This window comes from Chelatococcus sp. YT9, assembly GCF_018398315.1.
Lineage (GTDB): Bacteria > Pseudomonadota > Alphaproteobacteria > Rhizobiales > Beijerinckiaceae > Chelatococcus.
This window is the reverse complement of sequence record NZ_JAHBRW010000001.1, coordinates 174,629-198,546: the sequence shown is the minus strand read 5'-3', so window position 1 is coordinate 198,546 and position 23,918 is coordinate 174,629. Positions and strand designations below refer to the sequence as shown.

Here is a 23,918-nt window from a genome sequence, read left to right as displayed (position 1 = left end):
CCAATTCTCGTGGAAGGGTGAATGGCGGCTAGCGGGAACGCGAAAAGATGCCTGCGCGTCAGCCGTGGCGGGCGAGCACCTTGGTCACGGCAGCCACGATATCGGCCTCCGGAACGGCGAACTGCGCTTCGGCTTGGCGGTGCAGATAATCATCGCGGTCCTTGCCTGAGCCCGCGAGCTCCGCGCCGAGCACGAGATCCTTGATCGTCACTTCGCCCTTGGCGCGCTCATCCGAGCCCTGGATGACCACGCACTGGCTGCCGCGCCGGTCGGCATATTTCATCTGTGCCTTCATGCCGGACGAGCCAAGATAGAGCTCTGCCCGGATGCCGGCCTGACGCAGGGTCGCCACCAGCTTTTGATAGTGGCCGATCTCGGAGCGATCCATCACCAGGACGACCACGGGGCCACGGCTGGCGGCCGCGGACACGAGCGGGCTTCCGACAGCCTTGAGCGCAGCGAGGAGCCGAGACACGCCAATGGAGAAACCGGTCGCCGGCACCGGCTCGCCCCGGAAGCGCGAGACAAGGCCGTCGTAGCGTCCACCGCCCGCCACGGAGCCGAAGCGCACCGTTTGGCCCTCATCGTTCTGGACCGTGAAGGTGAGCTCGGCCTCGTACACGGGGCCTGTGTAATATTCGAGGCCGCGCACGACCGAGGGATCAATGAGGATGCGTCCGTCGTCATAGCCGGCGGCGGTAATCAGGGCAGCGATCTCGCGCAGTTCGGTGACGCCCTCGGCACCGCGGGGTGAACCCGCTACGACCGCATCGAGATTGTCGCAGGTGGCAATGGCGTCAGCGCCGCGCGCGGCAGTGAAGGCGAGAACGCGCTCGATGGCGTCTGGCTCGAGCCCTGCGCCTTTGGTGAAATCGCCCGAGGGATCCATGCGGCCTTTGCCGAGGAGATCACGCACGCCGTCGGCTCCAACCTTGTCGAGCTTGTCGATGGCGCGTAGCACGGTCAGGCGCTGGCCGACATGGGCGTCGCCCCCGAGGCCGATCGCCTCCAGCACGCCGTCGAGCACCTTCCGGTTGTTGACCTTGATGACATAGTCACCGCGGCTGATGCCGACGCGCTCCAGCGTGTCGGCCGCCATCATGCAGATCTCGGCATCGGCCGCGACCGAGGCCGCGCCCACCGTGTCGGCATCGAACTGCATGAATTGGCGGAAGCGGCCGGGGCCGGGCTTCTCGTTGCGGAACACCCAGCCGCCGCGATAGCTGCGGTAGGGCTTCGGCAGCACGTCGAAATTCTCCGCGACATAGCGGGCGAGCGGCGCCGTGAGGTCATAGCGCAGCGAGAGCCACTGCTCGTCGTCGTCCTGAAAGGAGAACACGCCTTCGTTCGGCCGGTCCTGGTCGGGCAGGAACTTGCCCAGCGCATCCGTGAATTCGATGAAGGGCGTTTCCACCGCCTCGAAGCCGTAGAGCTCATAGGTCTCGCGGATCTTCGCCAGCATATGCTCGGTCGCCGCCACGTCGGCAGGACCGCGGTCACCGAAACCGCGGGGCAGGCGGGCGAGAAGCTTCTGGGCTTTAGCTTGGTCTGACATGGAATGGCGCCGTAATGACAATCTGAACGCGGGACCGTCCGCGTTTCCCTGCGTCCTAGCGCAGGCAGGCCCTGCTGTCATCCCCGCAGCGTCAGGAGCCCAGGTCGAGCTTCATGCCGACATGGCTCCCGACGAAGCCGAGGCGCTCGTAGAACCGGCGGGCGTCGGTGCGGACAGCGTTGCTGGTGAGCTGCACGAAGCGGCAACCGTGGGCGCGGGAGGCGTTGATGGCGTATGTGATGAGCTCGCGGCCCAACCCCTTGTTGCGGTGGCTCTCAGCGATCCGCACGCCCTCGATCTGCCCGCGCGTCGATCCCTGGTAGCTCAGGCCGGGAATAAATGTGAGCTGGCAGCAGCCGACGACCCGGCCCCCGTCCTCCATGACGATGAGCCGGTTGTTGGGATCACATGTTATGGCTGCAAAAGCCGCAAGATAGCTGGCGGGTAAGACGTCCTCCGGCAGGATCTCGCGCGTCCTGCCGAGCTGGTCCTCCGCCAGCAGCCCGATGATCGTTCTGAGGTCATCGCTTGTTGCATCGCGGATGGACGTCATTGGTCACCTGAGAGAAAAGGAATAACGGCGTCGATCACCGCCTCAGGCGCTTCTTCTGCCACAAAATGCCCTGCTGCAACGCCTGTTCCGGTCATGTCTGGCGCAAAGGTCTTGTGCCACGCGGCCAAGGCCGGCCCGGCCCCACCCGAGAGGTAGCTCTCGCCACAAACGAGAAAGGTCCGGCAGGCGATTGTCCGGCCCGCGCCGAGGTCGGCCTCGTCCTGTTCGCGGTCGAGGCCCGCGCCTGCGCGATAGTCCTCGCAGAAGGCATGGATCCGGTTCGGTTCGTTGCTGGCAGCACGATAATGGGCGAGCGCGCGCGGATCAAAGGCGCTGAGATCCCCCGTGCCCGACCAAGCCGCCAGCAGCCCATCGAAATAGCGCTGCGGGTTCTTCAGGATCTCGGTCTCGGGGTGAGGCGCGGGCTCTGCCAGAAAACGCCAGTGCGGTGCGACACTCTCGTCCCGCGCCATCCGCTGCCATTGCACCATTGTCGGGACGATGTCGAGAAGCACGAGTGCAGTCAGGCGGCCGGGATCATCCAGCGCCAGGCGATAACCCACCCGCGCCCCGCGATCGTGCCCCATCAGGGCAAAACGCGCATGCCCCAGCTCGCTCATGACCGCGACAACATCAAGACCCATCGCCCGCTTGGAATAGATTTCGTGAGCCGGGTCGCTTTCAGGCGCCGTGGACCAGCCGTAGCCGCGCAGGTCCATGGCGACGACGGTGAAATGCTCGGCTAGGCGCGGCGCTACCCGGTGCCAGCAGACATGGGTCTGCGGAAAACCATGCAACAGCACGAGCGGCGGACCGGAGCCTCCAGTGCGGGCGAAGATGCGCCCCATTTCCACATCGATCCAGTGGGATTGAAAGTCGGGGAAGAGATCAGCGAGATCGGGCATGGCGCGGTCCTTCGGGTGCCTCTCGGGGCAATTCATGCGGCTCCGCGCCGGTTCCCGCAAGGCTGGATCGACGTTCAGGATTAACACAAATGACTTGATGATGCGGGAAGACAAGCCGCGTTCACCTCCCCCGGCGGTAGAGGTCGCGCCGCAGGCGCGGGTGAGGGACACTTGCCGGGAAACACCGATCAACCTCTCACTCTAGCCGTTTCCCCGCCGGGGTGAGGGAGCGAAACGGCGCCTCCTTCCAAGGGAGGAGGACGTGCGTGGTCTGCGCACCGGAAACCAGCAAGGCGATCGCTTAAACCCGCGGCGTCAGACCAACGAGATGTGCGGTTTTGGAGAGCGCCAATCTCGGGAGCCTGCTCTCTTGGTTTATCTCTTGGCTATCTCTTGGCTTGATCTCTGGGCGCGGAGGGCCTACGCCTCTCGCCAATGCCGCGCGGCGGCCCTCGTTGCCAAGATCATAGATAAAGTCATGACTGAGACGTCCCCGGTGGCGCGCCGGCGCACCTTTGCCATCATCTCGCATCCGGACGCGGGCAAGACGACGCTCACCGAAAAGCTGCTGATGTTCGGCGGTGCCATCCAGATGGCCGGCGAGGTGCGCGCCAAGCGCAGCGGCGCCCAGACGCGGTCCGACTGGATGGCCATCGAACGACAGCGCGGCATCTCGGTCGTGACTTCGGTTATGACCTTCGAATATGCTGATCGCGTTTTCAACCTGCTCGACACCCCTGGCCACGAGGACTTCTCGGAAGACACCTACCGGACGCTGAGCGCCGTCGACTCCGCCATTATGGTCATCGACGCGGCGAAGGGCATCGAGGCGCGCACCAAGAAACTGTTCGAGGTCTGCCGGCTGCGCGACATTCCGATCATCACGTTCATCAACAAGATGGATCGCGAGACCCGGGACCCGTTCGAGCTGCTCGATGAGATCGAGAAGACGCTGGCGCTCGACACCGCCCCCGTCACCTGGCCGGTGGGATCTGGCCGCAGCTTCGCGGGCACGCTCGACATTCGCAACAACGTCATGCGCCGCATCGACACCGACGAGGCGCCCACCCCGGTGTCGGGGCCGGATGATCCGTTCATCGATACGCTCTTGCCCGCTCATGAAATCGAGGCCTGGCGCGAGGAGGCGGGGCTCGCGTTCGAAGCTTGCAAGCCATTCGACCTTCAAGCTTTTCGCGAGGGGCACCTGACGCCGGTGTTCTTCGGCAGCGCGCTGCGCAACTTCGGCGTCCGCGATCTCATCGACGCCATCGCCGAAATGGCGCCCGCCCCGCGCGACCAGGAGGCTGACCAGCGGATGGTCGAGGCGAGCGAACCGCGCATGACGGGTTTCGTCTTCAAGATCCAGGCGAACATGGACCCGAACCACCGCGATCGCATCGCCTTCATCCGCGTGTGCTCGGGCAAGCTGGCGCGCGGCATGAAAGCCAAGCTCGTGCGTACGGGCAAGCCGATCACGGTGTCGGCGCCGCAGTTTTTTTTCGCGCGTGAGCGCGGCATCGTGGACGAGGCCTTTGCCGGCGACGTGGTGGGGCTGCCGAACCACGGCACGCTGCGCATCGGCGATACACTGACCGAGGGCGAGGACATTGTCTTCCGCGGCGTGCCGAGCTTCGCGCCGGAAATCCTGCGCCGTATCAAGCTCACCGATGCGATGAAGGCCAAGAAGCTGCGCGAGGCGCTGCAGCAGATGGCGGAGGAAGGCGTCGTGCAGCTCTTCCTGCCGCATGACGGCTCCGGCGCCATCGTCGGCGTCGTCGGCGCGCTGCAGCTCGACGTGCTGAAGGATCGGCTGCAGGCGGAATACGGCCTGCCGATCGACTATGAGCAGACGCGCTTCTCCATCTGCCGCTGGATCGAGGCCAAGGATAAGGTCGAGCACGAGCGCTTCCTGAACGCCCATGGCTCCTCGATCGCCAATGACCTCGACGGCGATCCGGTGTTCCTCGCCTCCAACGCCTTCTCGCTGAAATACGAGCAGGACCGCTGGCCGGACATCACCTTCACTGACGTGAAGGACTACCAGAAGAGCGCTAAGGCGGCGTGAGTTGATCGGGCCGGTCGATGCGCCCTAGCGGTTGAGCGGAGACAACGCGTCTTCGCGCTCGGCGCCGACGCGAATGACACGCGGTATTCGCTCCGCGTATTCCATGTCTTCGGAATCCATGTCATCCAAGCGGCGGCCTTGACCTTGCAGCGCGGGCGCTCTTCACTGCCGCTCCAGGCATGAAGGAGACATGGGTGATGCTGACGATCTGGGGCCGAACCAACTCCACCAATGTGAAGAAGGCCTTGTGGTGCGCCCGGGAGCTTGATCTGCCCTTCGAGCGAATAGACGCGGGTGGTGTCTTCGGCGTTGTCAACGATCCCGACTACAGGGCGATGAACCCGAATGGCCTCGTCCCAACCTTGAAGGACGGCGACGTCGTCCTATGGGAATCGCACACGATCGTACGCTACCTCGCGGCGCGCTATGGTGACGGCGCGCTTTATCCAGCCGATCCGGTCGGGCGCGCGTCCATGGAAAAGTGGATGGACTGGGTGTTAGGGCTCGCTGAGCCCTTCCGCTGCGTGATCTGGAACGTTTTGCGACGTGCGCCCGCCGAGCGGGACAATGCTGAGCTCGAGCGCGGGCTCACAGGCTGCGCCAAGCTTTTCACCATCGCTGATGCGGCTCTCGCCAAGCAGCCTTATCTTTCGGGCGCGTCCTTCGGCGTGGCCGACATCGCGCTCGGGCCACATGCCTATGCTTGGCTCGGCGTGTCGATCGACCGTCCTGAGCTGCCGCATCTCGCGGCCTGGTTCGCGCGGCTGAACGAGCGGCCGGCCTTCCGGGAGATCGTGGCGATCCCGCTTACTTGAGTTCCGTTCACAGCAGCCGGGTGCCGGCGAAATCCGCAGCGGCGATCTCGCTGCAGAGAGTCGCCCAGTTGCAGCCGGCACAGGCGGAGCGCGATGTGCCGGCTTTGAAGGCATCTCTCAGGCGCTCCAGCTCGGTTTGGCCGATGGCGAGACGCTCGCCGGGATTGACCGGTCGTTGCAGCAGAGACGCGGCGGCCTGCGCCGCTGCGCCGTCGCGAGCCTCGACACGCGCGGCTCGGCAATGCGCGTCGTCAATATCCGGTCCCGATAGGAGCGGCGCGCAGATGTCGTCGGGGCCGGCCACGATGAGGATGTCCTCGGCGCCGAGGCGCTGGATGATTGCGTCGAAATTGGCGGTGAAGGCGGCGGAATAACCGCGGCCGGCATAGGTCAGCATGCAGAGGAGATGGTGCGGGCGCAGCCGGACGGTCACCCCCGGGGCGCCTTGCAGAGATGCCCGCCTGCCTTGACGATCGCCGCCGCCAAGGCTGACTTCAGCACCGCGCCCAGGAGAAAGGGCGCCGCGCCGACGGCAATGGCCTTGCTGAGGCCAAGCATACCCGCGAGCCATGCGGTGCCGAGCAGCAGCGCGAAGAGATTGGCGGAGAGCATGACTGCGAAGGCGAGCAGCCATTGACTTCCGAGCCATCCGCGCTCGGCGCAGAAACCGACTCCCGCCGCCATGAAAGGAAAGGCCAGGAGATAGCCGGCCGTCGGCCCGAGGAACGGCGTAACACCACTCGCTCCGCCGGAGAGCACCGGCAGGCCGAGCATGGCCTCGGCGAGCCAGGCGAGCACGGTAATGGCGCCCATCCGCCAGCCGAAGATCGCGCCGATGATGGTGACGGCGAAGGTCTGCATCGTCACCGGCACAGGGACCATCGGCACAGCGATCTGGGAGGAAATGGCGAGAAACACAGTGCCCAGGATGATGGCTCCGAGCTGGACCGGAAGCGAGCGCCCTTGCAGCAGCAGCGGGGACGAGGAGCCTGAGGCAGTGAGGTCTGTCATACCGCTTCTCCAAATTATAGATAAAATCAACATTCGATCTATGGATGAATCCACAAAAGGCGCACGCGTGCAAGCCCTATTGGCAGTGAGAGCCCAGAGACAGCGGCCGTGTACTGCAATTTGAGAAAATTGTAGATAATTTGGTGGTGCGTTCGATCGCCGCGACGCTTAGTTCGGCCGTCAGCCGACGACGAAGGCCTTGCGTCTTTGGCCAGCAGGGCCGTCGACGGGGCGCTGCCCGATCCAGCGCACATGGCGGGCCAGCAGTCCGCAGGCATTGTCGATGTCGCCCTGCCGCAAGGCGGCGAGGATGGCGCGGTGATCATGGTCCGTGCGCGCTTCCCACTGCGTCTGCCAGCTCGCGAAGAGGAACCGTGCGCTCGCCGCGTGCAGGTCGTCGATCGCCGCCAGGAGGCGGGGCATTGCGGAGGGGGTCAGGATCAGCCGGTGGAAGCGACGGTTGGCCTCCTCCCAGGAGCGCACGTCGCGGGAGAGGTCGCCGGCCTTCGTGGCAGCCTCGGCTGCCTCGAGAATGGCCGGGGTCAGATGCGGCGCGGCATGGCGCAGTGCGAGGCCCTCAAGTGCGGCGCGCATCTCCGCCACCTCTTTCACCTCCTCCAGCGAGAAGGACGCGACTCGGACGCCCCGGCGGGGTTCGCTGATGGCAAGGCCCTGCGCTTCCAGCCGCCGGAAGGCCTCGCGCACCGGCACATGGCTGGTGCCGAATTCCGCAGCAATATGATCCTGTCTCAGTCGCGATCCTGGCTCGAGGGCGCCGGAAACGATCCGGTCCGCGAGGATCCGGCTGATCCGGGTGGCGATGGTGTCGTCCGGTGCGTCAGATTTAGCCACCACGCCGCGTGCCATGGTCTCGCTCCCCGGACCCTAGATTGATGCGTCAGGGCAGGAATGCCCTCACGCCTTGTCCTGCCCTACAGCATCCTGCCCCACCGCGCGCCAGCCGATATCGCTGCGGCAGAAGCCTTCCGGCCAATCGATTGCGGCCACTGCCCTATAGGCGAGGCGTTGGGCGTCAGCGATCGAGGGGCCGAGACCGGTGACGTTCAGCACCCTTCCGCCATTGGCGAGATAGCGCGGCCCATCCTGCTTTGTGCCGGCATGGAAGACGATGACATTATCGATCGCCTCAGCGGCGTCGATGCCCCCGATTTCGCTGCCGCGCTCGTAAGCGCCGGGATAGCCGTTCGCTGCCATAACCACCGTGAGTGCGGCATCGTCCCACCAGCGGACGTCGAAGCTGCTGAGCTCCTCGTCCACCGTGGCAAGGAGCGCAGCCACGAGATCGGTTTTCATGCGCGGCATCAGCACCTGGCATTCCGGGTCGCCGAAGCGCGCGTTGTATTCGATGAGCTTGGGGCCATCGGCGGTCAGCATCAGTCCGGCATAGAGCACGCCCTTGTAGGGAGTGCCGCGCGCCTTCATCGCGGCGACGGTCGGACGGATGATGTGCTCCATCACCTCCGCTTCCAGCGCCGCCGTGAGCGCGGGGGCCGGTGAATAAGCGCCCATGCCCCCGGTGTTGGGGCCTTCGTCGCCGTCGAAGGCGCGCTTGTGGTCCTGAGCCGAGGCCAATGCCACGACATTGGTGCCGTCGGAGAGAGCGAAGAAGCTCGCTTCCTCGCCGACGAGGCATTCCTCTATGACGACTTCTGTCCCGGCCTCGCCGAGGCCGCCGGCAAACATCATGGCGAGCGCCTCGTTGGCCTCCGCCTGGCCCATCGCCACCACAACGCCCTTGCCGGCGGCGAGACCGTCCGCCTTGATGACGATAGGCGCGCCCTTCTCCGCCACATAGGCTCGCGCAGCCGCCTCGTCCGTAAACCGCGCAAAAGCGGCCGTGGGAATGTTGGCCTCGACGCAGAGTTCCTTGGTGAAGGCTTTCGATCCCTCGAGCTGGGCGGCCGCTTTCGTCGGTCCGAAGGCCCGGATGCCTGCCGCCGTCAGATCATCGACCAGGCCGGCCACGAGAGGCGCCTCGGGCCCGACGACCACGAGATCGATGGCCTCGGCGTCACAGAAGGCGATGACAGCCGCGTGATCCGTGGTGTCGAGGGCGACATTCTCGCCGCATTGAGCCGTCCCCGGATTGCCCGGCGCGGTGAACAGCCGATCGCACAGGGGGCTCGCGGAGATCTTCCATGCCAGGGCGTGCTCGCGCCCGCCGGAGCCGATGAGGAGTATGTTCATCTGTAGGATCTCTTCGATGATCGTTGCCAGAGCTGGTGCGATGCGCGGGCCCGCATTGCCCGACCTCACATGCGGATCCTCGCGGTCTAACGCGTCAGGGAAGCAGCGACAAGGCTGACGCGGCTGTCATCATGCCGATACTCCCTTGAGCTCACATTTCCGTTGCAGGGCCGGGAGGGCGATGCAACCTTCGCACACACGGAGGGACAACGGCGATGGATGGGCGAATCATTACCCTGGCCCAGCAGAAGGGCGGTTCCGGCAAGACGACGCTTGCGGCGCATCTGGCCGTTGCCTTCGCCCGCCTCGGCCGTGCTGTCGCTATCCTCGATGTGGATCCGCAAGGGAGCCTCGGCCAATGGTTCGAGCGTCGTGAGAGCCATTTTGGCTCTGACGTGATCGACATTCGTTTCGGCACGGCGAGTGGTTGGGGTGCCAGGCGCGAGGCCCGCAGCCTGGCACGCAACCATGACATCGTCATCGTCGATACCCCTCCGAAGTCCGACGTCGAGTCCCGGTCGGCGATCGAGGCGGCGGACCTCGTGGTCGTTCCCGTGCAACCCACGCAGATCGATCTCTGGGCGACCGACCCCACCTTGCAGAACATCGCGCGGGAGGGCACGCCCTCGCTCATCGTTCTCAATCGTGTGGTGCAGCGCGCTGGCCTGACCAGCGAGATGATGGAAGCGGTCCAGGCGCTAGGTAGGGACACGGCTGCCACCAGCCTTGGCAACCGGGTGGCCTTCGCTGCCAGTATCGGGCGGGGGTTGAGCGTCCAGGAGATCGAGCCCTCAGGCAAGGGCGCGCAGGAAATCGCCGCCTTGACACAGGAGATCAGTCTGCGACTTGCCATGAACTAAGAGCGAGACAGATGGTGCCTGTCGGCTCCATCCATCAGACCTTGCTCTGTCTTTCGAGCTCGAAATGTGCGGTTGTCGGCCTTATCCGGAGGGGTTCAATCGGGCCTTGAATATGTATCTCGTCCACTTGCAAAAAGGCAGCTCGCAGCCTGGCATCGATTCTCTCCTTCAAGTAGAGAAAGAACGCCCTATGTCCCATATTTCTGTATTTTTTCGATGATGAATAATATTCAATTTTTTGATTGAACGACATATCTGTTATCGCATTGAGTAACGCATCTCGTCGACTGTAGTATGATTTGCAAAAATCCAAACACCGAAGGCCGGTAATATTTATTCTGTAGAGATAGTCTAGGTGTATACCCACGTTTAATGCTGATTCTCGGAAAGAAAACGCTCCAGCGGCGGTTCGTGATGCGAATATTGTTCTATTCTCAAATGTAAGAATCGCGTGATCATGCGAGTTGGTTCCTTCGAAGCCTCTCTTCAGAATCTCCGTAGGTGGGCGCGCATCGTATCTGTATGCATATCCGGCGGGCAGGTTGCGGATAAAATCATATATAGTAGGCATTATTAAATAATCCTGAATATAATATGATAGGTATTTTAAAAATATAACAATTATAAATCATATATTTACTATTATTAGTTAGCTTTTACGTAAAATTTCGCTCAATTTGTGGCGGCGCGGGTAGTGTCGAATTGTATGGAAAGCAGGCGGATGGACCGCGGATATTCTCGATGCGCTTATCCGAAACGGCGCGGAGGAAATCGCCGCCTTGAAATCCATCAGCGGCTGACCGCGGCTTGAGGTCGTCAGGCCAATGGGGCGGGCCGGGAAGGATCCGGCCAATAGGGGGATCAGGCTGGCGACAGGCCGATGCGGCCCCAGCCGGGCAGTTTCAGGGCCGGACGGCGGATGTCGAGCCCGGCGACGAGGCCGAGAACATTAATCTCGATACCTTCGATCCATGCCACGGTGAGACCGAGGGCGCCGAGCACGGAGAACTGCAGGCCGCTGCGGCTCGGAGCCAGCCCCGCGAACAGGCCACCATTGAACCAGCCGTCGCCGCGGAAATCCTTACCGAGTGCCGTTGGCAGCAGCGCGCCCGCAAGCTGCGGCACCCGGGTCGCGAGATATGAAACGAATGTATTGGAATTTGGACCCGGCCATGCGGCATAGCTGCCGAACGCAGCGTGCGGGTAGGCCGCTATGGCTGCTTCTATGCGTGGGATAAGCGCTGTTGCCTCCGGCCCGCGCAGCGAGAACAGAATGCTGGGCTCGTTGCCGAACCAACGGGCGTCGGCCTCGCGATGGTTGGTTCTGACCGGATTGCCCCAGCCCACCACATCGTAGCGCGTATAGCGCGCAGCACCCGCCTGTTTGAGCACGATCCAGCTGTGATGCGCCACGATGCCTCGCCAGCGCCCGACGCGAGCGGCGAGCACATGGACGACCGCCTCGGGCTCGGCGGTTGCTTCTGGCAGGATGCGGGCGGAGGTCCAGTCCGCTTCCGACCAGGAACGCGGCCAGCCCTGCTCATGCCACCAGGCCGCGTGGGTGGCGAGCGGGATGAGAAACAGGATGAGGATCAGCAGGGCGACGCGCTTGATCAAGGCGCGCACCTTCGTGACAGGGACTTACAGGAGTGGACCGGACAGGCGCAGAACATTTTCGACGAACCGCTCCAGGAAAGGTCGTGCAGACCAACTGCTCCGCTCGAGCAGCTCGGAATCCGAGATGTATGTTTCCTGGAGGCGACGCAATGTCCTCGCGAAATCTTGATCATAGACGAACAGGGCGACCTCGTAGTTGAGCCAGAGGCTGCGCATGTCGAGATTGACGGTTCCGAACATCGCGAGCTCGCCATCCGCCGTGATCGACTTGGTATGCAGAAGCCCTCCTTTGTAAAGGTAGACGTTCACGCCCATCTCAAGAAGTTCATCGTAATAAGATCGGCTGGCATAACGACTGAGCAGAGAGTCGACCTTCTCCGGAAGGACAAGAGAAACCTTGACGCCGCGACCAGAGGCGGCGCGTAGGGCGCGCAATAAAGACTCGTCCGGCACGAAATAGGGCGTGGTCAGAACGAGCTCGGACGTGGCGGCGCTCACGAGCGCGATCAGCATCAGAAGAAGCCCATCACCGGTCTCGCCGGGGCCTGAGGCGACCACCTGCATCGCCGCGCCTGGCCGTTGTCTCTCCGGCATCGGCTCGTCATAGGCGCCGTCGCCCGCGAGCGCATCGGCGGTTGTCGCGGGTGTGAGAACCATCTGCGGTCGCGGCGTGAGGATGAGGGGCTTTTCGCCGGTCTCCAGCGACCAGTCACCGATCATCACGGCGGCCAGGGAGGTCACCACGCCACCTTCAAGGCGGACCATGGCATCGACCCACTCCCCGACGCCGGCATCCTGCTTGAAAAACGCGGGATCGACGAGATTCATGCTGCCCGTCCAGGCGATGGCCTGGTCGACCACGACAACCTTGCGGTGGAGCCTGAGATCCGTGCGGCCGACAGCGCTGCGCAGCAGGCCGACGGGCAATGCCTCGCGCAGCTCGACGCCGGCATCGCGCAGCCGTTGCGGCTGGCCGGTCTTCCACCAGGGCCGTGCGCCGAGCGCATCGATGAGGACGCGGCAGCTCACCCCGCGCTCTGCGGCGCGAACCAGCGCCGCCAGGACCTCGTCCGCCTTTCCGCCAGCGTTCCAGATATAGAACTCCATCAGGATGCTGGTCTTGGCGCCATCGATGTCCCGCGTGATCCTGTCGAGAATTTCGTCGGTACCCGAGAGGAGCGTGAAGGCGTTGTCCTTCGTCAGGCTGCTGCCGGCGGTGAGGAGGCCGAGGCGATGGATGCCGTTAGCACTCGGCGGAAGGTCCGACCAGTCGATCTCGGGCACCACGTCACTGTCGGTCTGGTCGGCATCGCTCTCATAAACCTGGCGCAGATGCTGGAAGCCACGTGAGCGGCGGCCGCTGATGCGTCGATTGCCGATAAGGAAGTAGAGAAGAGGGCCGACGAAGGGCAGGAGCGCGATCAGAAGGAGCCACGCGAGCGCCACGCCCGTGGCCGGACGCTTCATGATCACGTGGATGGAAATCCCCGCGATGACCGCGCCATGCGTCAGCCAAACGAGATTGGCCGGATCAAGAAAAGTCAAATTACAGGCATCCTGTCATAGTGTGATGGCACGACGCGAGAGGGCTCCCGTTGTCTCTCCATTCATATGCGATCACCGCAAGCAAGGCAGTTGCAAAAATCAAATGGCATAAGCGGAAGCCGCTTTCATGATGGGAAGGGTTCGATTCCGTCATGCCGTCGGTCGTTGATCCGGGGGAGTGAAGCGCTGACTTCGAAGAGGAATGGTCGGCGCGGTAGTTCGCGGATGCGTCGGTTGGATCTGAAGCGGGGTTCGCGCCGCGCCGCATTGATCGCGTCACCTGGCCGGCTGAATGGCGTTTGACGCCGTGTGATTCGATCTGTTTCGCCTCGCGAAAAAAGCATGATGAACAGATCGTTAAAGGAGGATCCTGACGCTGGGCTGCCATGCTGAATTGTAATAACCCAAAAGGTGCGGAGCGTGCATGATAGGACGTCCAGGGAACGTCCAGAGGTGAGCGGCGAGAGCCGTCTCCAGCTATTGCCGTGATACTGTCAATGCATGCGCGCGGAATGCTCTATGCCGTGCTCGCCAATCTCGTCTTCGCAGGCTGCGATACGGTCGTAAAGCTCCTTTCGACCCGTCATCCGGTTTTTCAGATCATCACGATGCAGGCCTGCGTGGCGTCCGTCGTTGTGCTGCTGATATTCATGCGGGGTGGCTATATCGCCAAAAGAAGCGGGCTCGTGCATGATCGACACGTCCGTAATCCGAAGCTTCTGGCTTTGCGCGGCCTGTTAGCCGGCATCGGATCAACGGCGGGTCTTTATGCGTTTTCCTTGCTTCCGCTTGCCGATGTCTATGCGATAACTTTTGCGTCGCCTCTATTGGTTACGTTGGCGTCTGTTCTTATCTTGCGGGAGGAAGTCGGTATTCGGCGCTGGGCTGCCGTGATCGCGGGCCTCATCGGCATTCTCATTATGGTCCGGCCGGGATATGCAGCGGTCAACATGGGCCATATCGCGGCCTTCATCAGCATCTTCGTGTCGACTGCGGTCGTGCTGATCATGCGGTCCATCGGTGCCACCGAAAGCCGCAACATGATGGTTGGGGCCGTGCTCGCGGGCCAGTTGATGGCCGGGATCCCAGGTACCTTCCTCTGGTTCTCCCCGCCGTCGGCTTTCGATATCGGCCTTGTGGTCGTTGGCGGACTTCTTAATGTTGCGGCTCAGTTCCTCTTTCTCGAAGCGCTGCGGTTGGCGCCTGCCTCCAGCGTCGCGCCGATGCAATATACGAAGCTCGTGTGGGCGCTGATCGTTGGCGCGTTGCTGTTTGGAGATCTGCCGACCGTCCACATGCTGCTCGGCGCCGCCATCGTCATCGCCTCGGTGCTCTACATGTTCCATCGCGAGCGCAAGCGCGGCGTTGCCCCGAGCGTCGCCTGAGCGGGACGTCGTTGCCTGAGAGGGCGTGTGGCCGCGTGCCTTTCTGCTTGATCGCGTCCCGGCAGCCGGTATCGTGCCGCCATGAGCGACAGCATGACGGGTCAGAACTTCGCGGGTGAAGGTTCCGCGACGAACATTCAGGAATGGACGGTATCGAGCCTGTCCGGCGCCCTGAAGCGGACGTTGGAGGATGCGTTCGGCCACGTCCGCCTCAAGGGCGAGGTCTCCGGCTATCGTGGACCGCATTCCTCCGGCCACTGTTATTTCGCGTTGAAGGACGAGGGCGCCAAGCTCGAGGCTGTGATCTGGAAGGGTGTCTTCAATCGCCTCAAGATCAAGCCGCAGGAAGGACTGGAAGTGGTCGTCACCGGCCGCATCACCACCTTTCCCGGCTCCTCGAAATACCAGATCATCATCGAGGCTATCGAGCCGGCGGGCGTCGGCGCGCTCATGGCGATCCTGGAGGAGCGCCGGCGCAAGCTTGCGGCTGAGGGGTTGTTCGACGAGGCGCGCAAGCAGCTTCTGCCGTTCTTGCCAAACGTCATCGGCGTCGTCACGTCACCGACGGGCGCTGTCATCCGCGATATCATCCATCGGCTGGAGGATCGTTTTCCGAGCCATGTACTCGTCTGGCCCGTACGCGTGCAGGGGGAGACGAGCGCCGCCGAGGTGGCGGCAGCCATCGACGGCTTCAACGCGCTTCCCGCCAGCGGTCCCATCCCTCGGCCCGATGTCATCATCGTCGCGCGCGGCGGCGGTTCGCTGGAAGATCTATGGTCCTTCAATGACGAGGCGGTCGTGCGTGCCGCCGCCGCCAGCGACATCCCGCTCATTTCGGCTGTGGGCCATGAGACGGATTGGACCCTCATCGACTATGCCGCGGATCTGCGCTGTCCGACGCCGACCGGTGCGGCCGAGAAGGTCGTGCCCGTGCGGCGGGATCTCGCGCTGCGCGTTGCCGATCTTGGCCGCCGCCACGGCGAGGCGATGGCGCGGCTCAGTGAGCGCCGCCGAACCGATCTGCGCAGCCTGACGCGAGCCTTGCGCCGGCCGGAGGATCTTATCGCCGGGCCGCGCCAGCGGCTCGATCTCGCTGCCGGCAAGCTCGTCCATGGCTTGCGTGTCAACGCGCGCCGGCACGAAATTGCGCTCACGGCCCTTGCACGGCGTCTCGTGCGCCTCTCGCCCCATCTGCAGCTGGAACAGTCGCGGGCCCGGCTGGCGCGGGCTGGGCAGCAGCTCGATCGCTGTTTTGCAGCCAACAGCCATCGCTACGCCCGGGCTTTCATGCGGGTAGCGGGTCGGCTATCGAGCCAGGGCCTGAGACACAGGCTCGATCGCGGCCGCGATCGGCTCGTGATCGCGGGGGGGCGCCTTGAAGAGATAGCACCGGAAATCGTGGCGCGCCGTTGCAAGCAGCTTGAAAGCGTCTGGAAACTGATCGACAGTCTAGGCCACAAGGGCGTGCTCGCCAGGGGCTATGCGCTGGTGCTGGATGAGGCGCGGCACCCTGTCCGGAGTGCAAGCACGGTGGCGGCGGGCATGCCGATGACGATCATGCTGTCCGATGGCGAGTTTGGCGCCGTCGCGGTTGATGGCGCGGAGGGCGCCGGAAGGGGAACGCGGGGCGGCCGCACCACGACCCGAAAGACGGGTGAGGCGGGAAAGGCCGGCTCGGACAAGCAGAGCAGCCTGTTCGACACATGATCGCGGCAGATCGAGCAAGGGCGTCACGATGAACCGGCATGACTATCGCTTCAACGGAAATGGTGAGGCCAGTCTCCAATATCTCGACGCGGACTTTCGCGTGCTGAAGCCCGGCAGTTATGTGGTCTGCTCGGTCACGGGCGAGCGCATTCCCCTCGATAAGCTCCGCTACTGGAGTGTCGACCGTCAAGAGGCCTATGCCTCGCCCGAGGCCGTGCTCGAGCGCTACAAGGCTCTTCGCCGGGCGTAAGGGTCACTCGGTATTCAGCACTCTCAGATGGAAGGTTATGTCGGAATGTCGGTGTCATCCGACGGCTCCTAGGCGGTCCGCTTCCGGCCCTTCTTCGTCTTGCGCAGCCAGCCCAACACGAATGCGGCAAGACCCTTTTCGTCGTCAGGCACGAACCGCACCGGCAACACCACGAGGCCTGGCAGATGGCTGATATCGTCGCCGAGGCGCGCTAGGTCCTTCTCCGTCGTGACGAGCAGGGCGTCCAGAGCTTTGGCGCGGGCCGCCAATGCTCGCAAATCCGCCGGCGTGTAGGGCTGGTGGTCACCGAATGCTGCTTCGTCGACGACCTCCGCTCCGATAGACCGCAGGGTTGCGAAAAACTTCTCCGGCCGGCCGATCCCGGCGAAGGCCGCGACACGCTTGCCGTGCAAGCCGGCAGCGGCTTCTGGGTCTGGGACGAGCGCCCCGGTAAAGACCGGGCGGTGGCGGGCAATGTCCATGACAGCCGCGCGGGCTGGGCCTTGACCGACCACGAGGAACGCGTCGACATGGGGTAACTGAACGGGCAGGGCGGCGCGGAGAGGGCCGGCCGGAACACAGAGCTGGTTGCCGAAACCGGCTGCGCCATCGACCACGGCGAAAGTAACCGTTTTGGCAAGGGAGGGGTTTTGCAGCCCGTCGTCCATCACGATGACCGACGCGCCTTCAGCCTTGGCGAGGGTCGCGCCGGCTGGCCGGTCACGCGAGACAACCACAGGCACATGGCGGGCGATGATCAACGGCTCGTCGCCAACGGCTTCCGCGTCGTGTAGGCCGGGTGTTACGATGACAGGACCCGCGAGATGCCCGCCATAGCCGCGGCTCAGCACGTAAGGCCTTTCCTGGCGGGCGCTGAGCAGATCCGCGATGGCGATGGCGACGGGTGTCTTTCCGGCGCCTCCCGCCGTCAGATTGCCGATGCAGATCACAGGGCAGGGCGGTTTAGCGCCGGGACGGCCCATGCGGCGCGCCGTGATCGCGCCATAGATAAAGCCGATTGGCTGCAGAAGGCGGGCCAGCAGCGTGGGTTGCGGACGCCACCAGAAAGACGGCGTGCGCATCAATCGGCCGCCAGCCGTAGGGCACGGCACTGAGATACCCCAACCCTCATGCGCGTGCTTCCAGATGCATCTGCAGGATATAGGGCTCGATCGCGTTCATGGTGCGCTCCACCGCGCCGCCGAGCTCCTCCACCGTCGCCGCCGCAGCCCTCGCCATCGAGCGGGTGCGCGCGGCATCCGAGAATAAGAGCGAAAGCGCGCGTGCGAGGCTTTCCTCGTCGGAGATCGGCAAGGCGCCGTCGCGACGGTCTATGGCCGCGTAGACATCCGCGAAATTGTGCACATAAGGACCGTGGAGGATCGCCGTGCCCAGCTTGGCGGGTTCGATCGGGTTCTGACCACCGAGCGGCACCAGTGAGCGCCCGATGAACGCAACGGTGGCCAGCCGGTAGAACAGGCCGAGCTCGCCAATCGTATCGGCGACATAGATGTCCGTGTGCCGGTCAGGCAAAAGGCCATGGGACCGTTGCGCCACCGTGAGCCCGGCCCGCCGGACGATCTCGGCGACGGCCTCGCCCCGCTCGGGGTGGCGGGGGGCGATGATCGTCAGAAGGTCGGGCTGATACGCGAGGAGCATGCGATGGGCCGCGGCAACCATTTCCTCTTCGCCGCCGTGGGTGCTGGCCGCGACCCAGACCGGTCGGTCACCGATCAAGCCCGTCAGGGTTGCGAGCGAGGATGCGTCTGCGGGCGGAGCCGGCACGTCGAACTTGAGATTTCCGGCGATGTTGACACGCGGCGCGCCGAGCGTTGCGAGGCGCTCGGCGTCAGCCTTCGACTGCGCCAGGCATAGATCGAAACTCTGCAGGAGATAGCGAGCGCTCTTGGGAAAACGCCGCCAGCGGCGGAGCGCGCGCTCCGAAAGCCGGGCATTGACCAGAATGAGCGGGATGCCGCGATCATGCACCTCACTGATCATGTTCGGCCATAGCTCTGACTCGGCGATAAGGACGAGGTCGGGCTCCCAATGGTTGAGGAAGCGCCTCACGTAGCGCGGAACGTCCAGCGGCATGAACTGATGGAGCGCGCGTGGCGGAAGGCGCCGGGTGATCATCTTGGCGGAGGTCACCGTCCCTGACGTGACAAGCACGGTGAAACCCCGGCGCGTGAGGCGCTCCATGACGGGCAGGAGAGAGACGATCTCGCCGACGCTCGCGCCGTGCACCCAGGCGATGCGCCCGTCTGGCCTGGCGCGGCCGGGAAAGCCGCGCCGCTCCGCGAGGCGCGTCGGGTCCTCCTTGCCGCGCTTCTGGCGCCAGCGCAGAGCGAGCGCCGCAACGGGTTCGAGCGCCGCCATGATCGTCCCGTAGAGCCGAAGCAAAAAGCTGTCACGCATGCTCATGCGACGGGGGCTCCTGCCAAGCGGCTCCAGGGGCGGGCTATCCAGTCTCTCACGTGCTCTTCATCCACGAGATAATCGTCAAGATATGGCTAAAGAAATGGGGCCAAAAGGCTTCGGGCATGCAGGCCGGGCAAAGGCGGTTATGGTCAGGGCCGGTCCGCGTTAAACAGTACTGACTCCTGCGAGGTTCAAGTCATTCCTGACCGTCAACAGCCTCTTGCATCCCATTGCAAGTACGGAATGCGCTGATCGACAACACGTGAATGTAACGTACTGAATAGCGGTGAAAATATCAGGCGGCATGGCTTTTTGTGTCAGCCGCCATGGAGCGTGCGCCGGGATCCACAGTGCCGATGCCGCCATAGGCGCGAGCGTGCACCGCGTCGAGTTCCTCCTCGATCCTGAGCCGGCAGGCCTCCAGTGTTTCGGGATCAGCGTCGCGTGGAACAGTGATTGCGTCTCCGACGGCGATGACCCCTCGTCCGAAGGGCAGCCCGATCGAGGCCCGGTCCCAACTACGAAAATCGATGCGCCGGCTCGTGACGACCGCCACTGGCACGACCGGCCTTCCGGACAATCGGCTGAGCATCACGATCCCCTCTCCGCAGACGCGCGAGACCTTGGGAATATCGGCCGTCAGCACGACCATCTCGCCGTCGGCCAGTGTCTTGAGGAGGCCTCGCAAGGCTGCTGCGCCGCCTTTTTCTCGGACCTTCGTACCGCGCGCGCCAGAGCCGCGGATGGCGCGGATGCCGAGGCGCGCCAGCGCAATGGCGTTGAATTCGCCATCGCCATGGCGTGAGACGAGGGCGGCGGCCGGATCCCCTGGCCGTTTCGCGAAGGGGATCATGAAATGCTGCCCGTGCCACATGGCCACGATAACTGGCAGGGGCCCAATGCGGGCATAGGCAGCGTCGGCGCTGCCGTCGCGGTCCCAGACGAAGGTGTTGGTGCGCTGGACAAGCCGGAGGTAGCCCGCAAGCAGGTGCCCGAGCAGGGATTGGACCGGCCGCGATCGCAGTAGCCGCTTGAGGGGCTTGGCCATTATGTCCGCGAGAGTCCCGCGCTCAAACCGCGTCCGGCGTCAGGAGCCGGTGCAGGTGAACGATGAAATAGCGCATGTGGGCATTGTCGACCGTCGACTGCGCCTTGGCCTTCCACGCGACATGGGCACTCTTGTAGTCGGGATAGATGCCGACGATGTCGAGTTTCGACAAGTCGCGGAAGTCATATCCGTCCAGATGCTCCAGCTCGCCGCCGAAGACGAGGTGGAGAAGTTGCCTGCTGCCGGTTTCGCTCATGGTCTAGCTCCGCGTGAAGCGCCCTGGGGTCAGGTTGTGGCACCAGGCCGCCGGGACGCTGTGAAGGCCGCCAGAGCTTGCCTGTGCAGCTGAGGCGTTGCTGCGACAAGTATGCCATGGGTTGGCCGGGGTTTGTTATAGACGGGATGGCGGCCGTCCGCCTCCGTCAGTATGGCGCCGGCTTCGGACAGAACAATGTCGGAAGCGGCAATATCCCAGTCATGCGCATTGGAAGAGGCCACCCCCACATCGAGGCGGCCGTCGGCGACGAACGCAAGGCGCAGCGCGAGGGAGGGGATTTTCGGCTGTGGCAGTGCTCCGGCCACGTGCCGTGCCACGCGCTCGAGCTCCGGTTTTGGGCCCGCGATGCGGAGGCCTTCACCCAGGGGCTGGGAGCGGGCATGAAGAGGCCGCCCGTTGTGAAGGGCGCCATGGCCGCGGATCGCCTCGTAGCTAGACCGGAGCGCCGGAGCGTGCACGATGCCGGCGATCGGCCGCGTGTCCACCATCAGGGCGATCGCCACGGCCCAGCGCGGGTCGCCTGCCGCAAAGGCGCGCGTGCCGTCAATCGGGTCGACCACCCACATGATCCGCTGGTTAAGCCGGATCGGATCGTCGGTCGTCTCTTCCGAGAGCCAGCCGGCTTCCGGCAGGGCATCGGACAATCGCTGGCGAAGGAGCCTGTCGACAGCGATGTCTGCTTCCGTAACCGGCGAGCCGCCCATCTTGGCCCACGTGCGCGCCGTCGTGGCCAATCCCTCGCGGAAATGAGCCAGCGCTACACGGCCGGCCTCCTCGGCCGTCGCGCGCAGGAAGGTTCGCAATTGGGTCGGCTCGTTGAAGGAAAGCGGCATCGGTCCCGAGCTGTGGATGAGAACGCCAGTGCACGGGCCTTCTACGCCCGCGCCCGTGTTCCGGCAACTGTTCCGGCAACCGCGTGAAACGGCCGGGCGCGGGCGTTTGCCGGCGTTTCTGCAACGCAGCTCTGCAGGGCAGGAGCAGCATCTTGATCACCGGCCCGTCGGAGGTATTCCGACGAGCAGAACCCACTCACGGAAAGATTTCGTTGAGCATCGCCGCACGTTTCACACAGTTACAGCATCTTAACCCAACACTTTAACCCAATATACCATTGATTGGCGCATGATGCGGGCGTCGATGCGAGGGCTTCATCCAAGAAAGCCAGAGCTCGTCAAGCAGAAGGTGTCAGATAATGCCAGGCGTTCCATCCTTTAGGAAAAGCCGCCCCGGCGACAACTGCTCAATGCAGCCCGAACCCGGGGCGGCGCGATCAGCGGAACCCAAGCCTCCGGTGGCGTCGCTCCCCCGCTTGGCCGTCCGCCCGGGAGGCGCAGGCGCCGACCGGCGACGGTACCAGGGCCTCGCCTTCAAGCCCCTCGGTGACCCACCTGGAGGAGCGCTTCGCTCTCATCGTCGTCGATGGTAGCCGGCAGGATGTTGTGGGCTTCTTTGATGCGACTGAGATCGTGGCCCAATGGCAGGCTTGCGCGAAGGCAACAGGCCTCCTATTGCTCCTGCCGATTGGCCGACGAGCGACTGGGTGTGCGGACGTCCGGAACGCACCCGGAGCTGAGATCTATGAGCGGCTTTACGACAATGTCGGAGCAGTGCGGCTTGGCGCCGTCGGAGCGAGCCGCCGCCATGCATTGCTCTCAGGCCGCCGGCCTCGCTTCCTCGTGCGCCGCAAGACCGCCTCCCTGCAAGCACCACCGCTCGTGTGGCGCTGATCGTGATCAGACATTCCGCAGAATGGCATCCAGCGTCAATCCCGCAAACAGGAGGAGGCCTGCGTCGCGGTTCGATTTGAAGAGCCTGAGCGCGCCTGCCTCGTCCCCCAGGCGGATCCGAGAGAGCTGCCACGCGAGATGCCCTGCGAAAGCCGCGAGGCCGCAGTAGGCGAGGGCCCCCCCATGCGCCAAGACAACAGCGGCGAGGGCGAGCAGCACGGCCAGCGCATAGCAAAATCCCACGCCAAGTCTGGCATGGGCGCCGAACAGTCGCGCCGAGGATTTGATCCCGGCGATGGGATCATCCTCGATATCCTGAAGGGCATAGATCGTATCATAACCCACCGTCCAGGCGATGGCCGCGCCATAGATGAGGAAGGCGGGTGGATCGAGCCGACCGGCGAGCGCAGCCCAGCCCATCAGGCCACCCCAGGCGAAGGCGAGGCCGAGCACGAGCTGCGGCATCGATGTGACCCGCTTCATGAACGGATAGATCGCGACGATGATGAGCGACGCGAGCCCAACCATGATGGCGAAGCGGTTGAATTGCAGGAGGACGCCAAGTCCGATCAGGCAGAGGGCGACGAGAAGCACGAGCGCCTGGCGGGGCGTGACCTGCCCTGACGGCAAAGGACGATGGCGCGTGCGGGCCACCATGGCGTCGAGATCGCGATCGACGATGTCGTTGTAAGTGCTTCCAGCCCCGCGCATGGCTGTCGCGCCGATCATGAACAGCACGAGATGCCAGGGGTCCGGGCCTGAGCGTCCGAGCGCGCCGGCAGCTAGCGCCGCTGACCACCAGCACGGCAGCAGGAGCAACCACAAGCCGATCGGCCGGTCCATGCGTGCGAGACGCAGATAGGGCCGCCAGGCCTGCGGGGCATATCGATCGACCCAGTTGCCAAGGGGGGCATCGGGCAGGGGGCGGTCGATACTGTCGATCATGGGCGATCATGCCTGCGGGCGGAGAAATCCCACACCAGTTGGTAACAGGCATGGGAAAAGAAGCGTTCGAGGGCGAAATACGCGGGGCGATCACGCACGAACGCCCCGACTTCGCTCGGGCAGTAGCCGAAGGGTTAAAGCGCTCCCTGCGGAATCCGCATCGGGCCTGTCAGGACGTCGCCGCCGGGCGGAACGTTGAAAGGCGAGTTCGACTGTTGCTGCTGCTGGGCCCGCTTTTGCATCGCCGCTTGCTGGGCTGCCGCGTTGCAGGCTTGCCCGCGGAATTTGGTCACTCGGGAGTTATCAGCCTTAAAGCCGTTCACGAACTCGTCCGGAATCTGGCACCAGGCCTTGTTGGAATCGACCCATTTCAACGTGCTCGAACCATTGCTGGCGAGATTCGTCAAAAGCGAGCAGGCCGATTTCGCGTCGGGCTTCTTTCCGAGTTTGTTCAGACGCTCGACAAGTGCCTTCCGCTGATCAAGAAAAGTCTTGATCTGCTCGCAGCCGGACGCCTGCGCTGCAGCGGGAGAAATCGCAGGGCCCATGAACGGCGCGAGCATCAGCCCAGCGAAAAGAGCCAGGTGACGGACCCGCAAACCATCCAACCGTTTCATCAACCAACCCTCGTTTGCCGCTATTAACGATAAGTTTAATTCGCAACAGGGAAGAATGCCACCCCGGGGCCGAGCTCTACGAAGAGAGATTGACCTCAAGATGCATGATCTCCACTCCAAATGACGCGCCGCGTCGTCCGCACGAATGCGAAAAAACAGCTTGCATCTGTCTATGAACAAAGCGGGCGCGAAAGGCAAACCACTGAAACGCCTTGACCCGCTCTTTCCAACCCGCCGCCACAGATGCTGCAGGATTGTGGCCGTTTTCGAGCGGATCCACTACGCCTGCCAACGGCGTAAAAAACCGAGGCGGCGGCTTTACCCACCTTACAATGTCGTGATCACTGGCTTCCGGTGAGGTCGGCGGGCCTTGGTGCAGCCGAATCACCCACACGCAAGGCTCCATT

At 63.9% G+C, this 23,918-nt stretch carries 23 protein-coding genes; 7 read left to right on the top strand and 16 right to left on the bottom strand.

Annotated elements, in window-relative coordinates:
* Positions 1 to 58: 58 nt before the first annotated feature.
* The 3 genes from hisS to KIO76_RS00900 form a co-directional block, all read right to left on the bottom strand.
* Complete coding sequence (hisS, locus tag KIO76_RS00910; protein ID WP_213321046.1) at positions 59 to 1,555, bottom strand: histidine--tRNA ligase; 1,497 nt, start codon at positions 1,553 to 1,555, stop codon at positions 59 to 61.
* Positions 1,556 to 1,646: 91 nt separating this feature from the next.
* A complete protein-coding gene (locus tag KIO76_RS00905; RefSeq protein ID WP_213321045.1) occupies positions 1,647 to 2,108 on the bottom strand; it encodes a GNAT family N-acetyltransferase in 462 nt (153 codons plus the stop codon).
* Positions 2,105 to 3,013 (bottom strand): alpha/beta fold hydrolase, encoded by a 909-nt coding sequence (locus KIO76_RS00900; RefSeq protein WP_213321044.1) that lies wholly within the window; start codon positions 3,011 to 3,013, stop codon positions 2,105 to 2,107. The genes KIO76_RS00905 and KIO76_RS00900 overlap by 4 nt, the downstream gene beginning before the upstream one ends.
* 478 nt (positions 3,014 to 3,491) lie before the next feature.
* Between KIO76_RS00900 and KIO76_RS00895 the strand changes: the two genes are divergently transcribed.
* Positions 3,492 to 5,078: a peptide chain release factor 3 gene (locus KIO76_RS00895; protein ID WP_213321043.1), complete on the top strand. Its 1,587-nt coding sequence runs from the start codon at positions 3,492 to 3,494 to the stop codon at positions 5,076 to 5,078.
* Between the two features lie 197 nt (positions 5,079 to 5,275).
* Positions 5,276 to 5,893 carry a glutathione S-transferase family protein gene (locus tag KIO76_RS00890; RefSeq protein ID WP_213321042.1) on the top strand — a complete coding sequence of 206 codons (618 nt, stop codon included), beginning with the start codon at positions 5,276 to 5,278 and terminating at the stop codon, positions 5,891 to 5,893.
* Positions 5,894 to 5,900: 7 nt separating this feature from the next.
* Here the strand turns inward: KIO76_RS00890 and KIO76_RS00885 are convergent, their stop codons facing one another.
* The 4 genes from KIO76_RS00885 to purD all read right to left on the bottom strand — a co-directional run bounded on the left by KIO76_RS00885 (position 5,901) and on the right by purD (position 9,112).
* Entirely contained in the window at positions 5,901 to 6,326 is a 426-nt protein-coding gene (locus tag KIO76_RS00885; RefSeq protein ID WP_213321041.1) for a DUF1284 domain-containing protein, read from the bottom strand.
* Positions 6,323 to 6,904 carry a biotin transporter BioY gene (locus KIO76_RS00880; protein ID WP_213321040.1) on the bottom strand — a complete coding sequence of 194 codons (582 nt, stop codon included), beginning with the start codon at positions 6,902 to 6,904 and terminating at the stop codon, positions 6,323 to 6,325. Before KIO76_RS00880 ends, KIO76_RS00885 begins: the two co-directional genes overlap by 4 nt.
* 180 nt (positions 6,905 to 7,084) lie before the next feature.
* Positions 7,085 to 7,771, bottom strand: a complete 687-nt coding sequence (locus KIO76_RS00875; protein ID WP_213321039.1) for a GntR family transcriptional regulator — start codon at positions 7,769 to 7,771, stop codon at positions 7,085 to 7,087.
* Between the two features lie 48 nt (positions 7,772 to 7,819).
* Entirely contained in the window at positions 7,820 to 9,112 is a 1,293-nt protein-coding gene (gene purD / locus KIO76_RS00870) for a phosphoribosylamine--glycine ligase (RefSeq protein WP_213321038.1), read from the bottom strand.
* 215 nt (positions 9,113 to 9,327) lie between these two features.
* Between purD and parA the strand changes: the two genes are divergently transcribed.
* Entirely contained in the window at positions 9,328 to 9,972 is a 645-nt protein-coding gene (parA, locus tag KIO76_RS00865) for a ParA family partition ATPase (RefSeq protein ID WP_213321037.1), read from the top strand.
* Between the two features lie 861 nt (positions 9,973 to 10,833).
* On the opposite strand, the gene KIO76_RS00855 is transcribed toward parA, so the two are convergent.
* Complete coding sequence (locus tag KIO76_RS00855; protein ID WP_213321035.1) at positions 10,834 to 11,598, bottom strand: DUF3750 domain-containing protein; 765 nt, start codon at positions 11,596 to 11,598, stop codon at positions 10,834 to 10,836.
* Between the two features lie 15 nt (positions 11,599 to 11,613).
* A complete protein-coding gene (gene cls, locus KIO76_RS00850; protein ID WP_213321034.1) occupies positions 11,614 to 13,134 on the bottom strand; it encodes a cardiolipin synthase in 1,521 nt (506 codons plus the stop codon).
* A gap of 497 nt (positions 13,135 to 13,631) precedes the next feature.
* Here cls and KIO76_RS00845 point away from each other — a divergent pair, with 497 nt between their 5' ends.
* From KIO76_RS00845 to KIO76_RS00835, 3 genes are all read left to right on the top strand, one after another.
* Positions 13,632 to 14,519 (top strand): DMT family transporter, encoded by an 888-nt coding sequence (locus tag KIO76_RS00845; RefSeq protein WP_213321033.1) that lies wholly within the window; start codon positions 13,632 to 13,634, stop codon positions 14,517 to 14,519.
* A gap of 93 nt (positions 14,520 to 14,612) precedes the next feature.
* Entirely contained in the window at positions 14,613 to 16,226 is a 1,614-nt protein-coding gene (xseA, locus tag KIO76_RS00840) for an exodeoxyribonuclease VII large subunit (protein ID WP_213321032.1), read from the top strand.
* Between the two features lie 28 nt (positions 16,227 to 16,254).
* Entirely contained in the window at positions 16,255 to 16,476 is a 222-nt protein-coding gene (locus KIO76_RS00835; protein WP_213321031.1) for a DUF2093 domain-containing protein, read from the top strand.
* Positions 16,477 to 16,544: 68 nt separating this feature from the next.
* Here the strand turns inward: KIO76_RS00835 and lpxK are convergent, their stop codons facing one another.
* The 5 genes from lpxK to KIO76_RS00810 form a co-directional block, all read right to left on the bottom strand.
* On the bottom strand, positions 16,545 to 17,558 hold the full coding sequence (gene lpxK, locus KIO76_RS00830; RefSeq protein ID WP_213321030.1) for a tetraacyldisaccharide 4'-kinase: 1,014 nt from the start codon (positions 17,556 to 17,558) through the stop codon (positions 16,545 to 16,547).
* A 46-nt stretch (positions 17,559 to 17,604) separates the two neighbouring features.
* Positions 17,605 to 18,894, bottom strand: coding sequence for a 3-deoxy-D-manno-octulosonic acid transferase (locus KIO76_RS00825; RefSeq protein WP_213324923.1), 1,290 nt, complete (start codon positions 18,892 to 18,894; stop codon positions 17,605 to 17,607).
* A gap of 298 nt (positions 18,895 to 19,192) precedes the next feature.
* Entirely contained in the window at positions 19,193 to 19,945 is a 753-nt protein-coding gene (locus KIO76_RS00820; RefSeq protein WP_213321029.1) for a lysophospholipid acyltransferase family protein, read from the bottom strand.
* A gap of 22 nt (positions 19,946 to 19,967) precedes the next feature.
* The gene (locus tag KIO76_RS00815) at positions 19,968 to 20,201 is read right to left on the bottom strand and encodes a DUF4170 domain-containing protein (RefSeq protein ID WP_213321028.1); all 234 of its coding nucleotides are present in this window, start codon (positions 20,199 to 20,201) and stop codon (positions 19,968 to 19,970) included.
* Between the two features lie 29 nt (positions 20,202 to 20,230).
* Positions 20,231 to 21,055 (bottom strand): inositol monophosphatase family protein, encoded by an 825-nt coding sequence (locus KIO76_RS00810; RefSeq protein WP_213321027.1) that lies wholly within the window; start codon positions 21,053 to 21,055, stop codon positions 20,231 to 20,233.
* 546 nt (positions 21,056 to 21,601) lie between these two features.
* Between KIO76_RS00810 and KIO76_RS00805 the strand changes: the two genes are divergently transcribed.
* Positions 21,602 to 21,949: a hypothetical protein gene (locus tag KIO76_RS00805; RefSeq protein ID WP_213325371.1), complete on the top strand. Its 348-nt coding sequence runs from the start codon at positions 21,602 to 21,604 to the stop codon at positions 21,947 to 21,949.
* Between the two features lie 6 nt (positions 21,950 to 21,955).
* Here KIO76_RS00805 and ubiA read toward each other — a convergent pair whose 3' ends face one another.
* The gene (gene ubiA / locus KIO76_RS00800) at positions 21,956 to 22,894 is read right to left on the bottom strand and encodes a 4-hydroxybenzoate octaprenyltransferase (protein WP_213321026.1); all 939 of its coding nucleotides are present in this window, start codon (positions 22,892 to 22,894) and stop codon (positions 21,956 to 21,958) included.
* A 134-nt stretch (positions 22,895 to 23,028) separates the two neighbouring features.
* Positions 23,029 to 23,511: a hypothetical protein gene (locus KIO76_RS00795; RefSeq protein WP_213321025.1), complete on the bottom strand. Its 483-nt coding sequence runs from the start codon at positions 23,509 to 23,511 to the stop codon at positions 23,029 to 23,031.
* Between the last annotated feature and the right edge of the window lie 407 nt (positions 23,512 to 23,918).

Excerpts from the sequence above, each read along its gene's own strand:
- hisS (WP_213321046.1), bottom strand. The coding sequence starts at position 1,555 with ATGTCAGACCAAGCTAAAGCCCAGAAGCTTCTCGCCCGCCTGCCCCGC.
- KIO76_RS00905 (WP_213321045.1), bottom strand. The coding sequence starts at position 2,108 with ATGACGTCCATCCGCGATGCAACAAGCGATGACCTCAGAACGATCATC.
- KIO76_RS00900 (WP_213321044.1), bottom strand. The coding sequence starts at position 3,013 with ATGCCCGATCTCGCTGATCTCTTCCCCGACTTTCAATCCCACTGGATC.
- KIO76_RS00895 (WP_213321043.1), top strand. The coding sequence starts at position 3,492 with ATGACTGAGACGTCCCCGGTGGCGCGCCGGCGCACCTTTGCCATCATC.
- KIO76_RS00890 (WP_213321042.1), top strand. The coding sequence starts at position 5,276 with ATGCTGACGATCTGGGGCCGAACCAACTCCACCAATGTGAAGAAGGCC.
- KIO76_RS00880 (WP_213321040.1), bottom strand. The coding sequence starts at position 6,904 with ATGACAGACCTCACTGCCTCAGGCTCCTCGTCCCCGCTGCTGCTGCAA.
- KIO76_RS00875 (WP_213321039.1), bottom strand. The coding sequence starts at position 7,771 with ATGGCACGCGGCGTGGTGGCTAAATCTGACGCACCGGACGACACCATC.
- purD (WP_213321038.1), bottom strand. The coding sequence starts at position 9,112 with ATGAACATACTCCTCATCGGCTCCGGCGGGCGCGAGCACGCCCTGGCA.
- parA (WP_213321037.1), top strand. The coding sequence starts at position 9,328 with ATGGATGGGCGAATCATTACCCTGGCCCAGCAGAAGGGCGGTTCCGGC.
- KIO76_RS00845 (WP_213321033.1), top strand. The coding sequence starts at position 13,632 with ATGCATGCGCGCGGAATGCTCTATGCCGTGCTCGCCAATCTCGTCTTC.
- xseA (WP_213321032.1), top strand. The coding sequence starts at position 14,613 with ATGACGGGTCAGAACTTCGCGGGTGAAGGTTCCGCGACGAACATTCAG.
- KIO76_RS00835 (WP_213321031.1), top strand. The coding sequence starts at position 16,255 with ATGAACCGGCATGACTATCGCTTCAACGGAAATGGTGAGGCCAGTCTC.
- lpxK (WP_213321030.1), bottom strand. The coding sequence starts at position 17,558 with ATGCGCACGCCGTCTTTCTGGTGGCGTCCGCAACCCACGCTGCTGGCC.
- KIO76_RS00825 (WP_213324923.1), bottom strand. The coding sequence starts at position 18,894 with ATGCGTGACAGCTTTTTGCTTCGGCTCTACGGGACGATCATGGCGGCG.
- KIO76_RS00820 (WP_213321029.1), bottom strand. The coding sequence starts at position 19,945 with ATGGCCAAGCCCCTCAAGCGGCTACTGCGATCGCGGCCGGTCCAATCC.
- KIO76_RS00815 (WP_213321028.1), bottom strand. The coding sequence starts at position 20,201 with ATGAGCGAAACCGGCAGCAGGCAACTTCTCCACCTCGTCTTCGGCGGC.
- KIO76_RS00810 (WP_213321027.1), bottom strand. The coding sequence starts at position 21,055 with ATGCCGCTTTCCTTCAACGAGCCGACCCAATTGCGAACCTTCCTGCGC.
- ubiA (WP_213321026.1), bottom strand. The coding sequence starts at position 22,894 with ATGATCGACAGTATCGACCGCCCCCTGCCCGATGCCCCCCTTGGCAAC.
- KIO76_RS00795 (WP_213321025.1), bottom strand. The coding sequence starts at position 23,511 with ATGAAACGGTTGGATGGTTTGCGGGTCCGTCACCTGGCTCTTTTCGCT.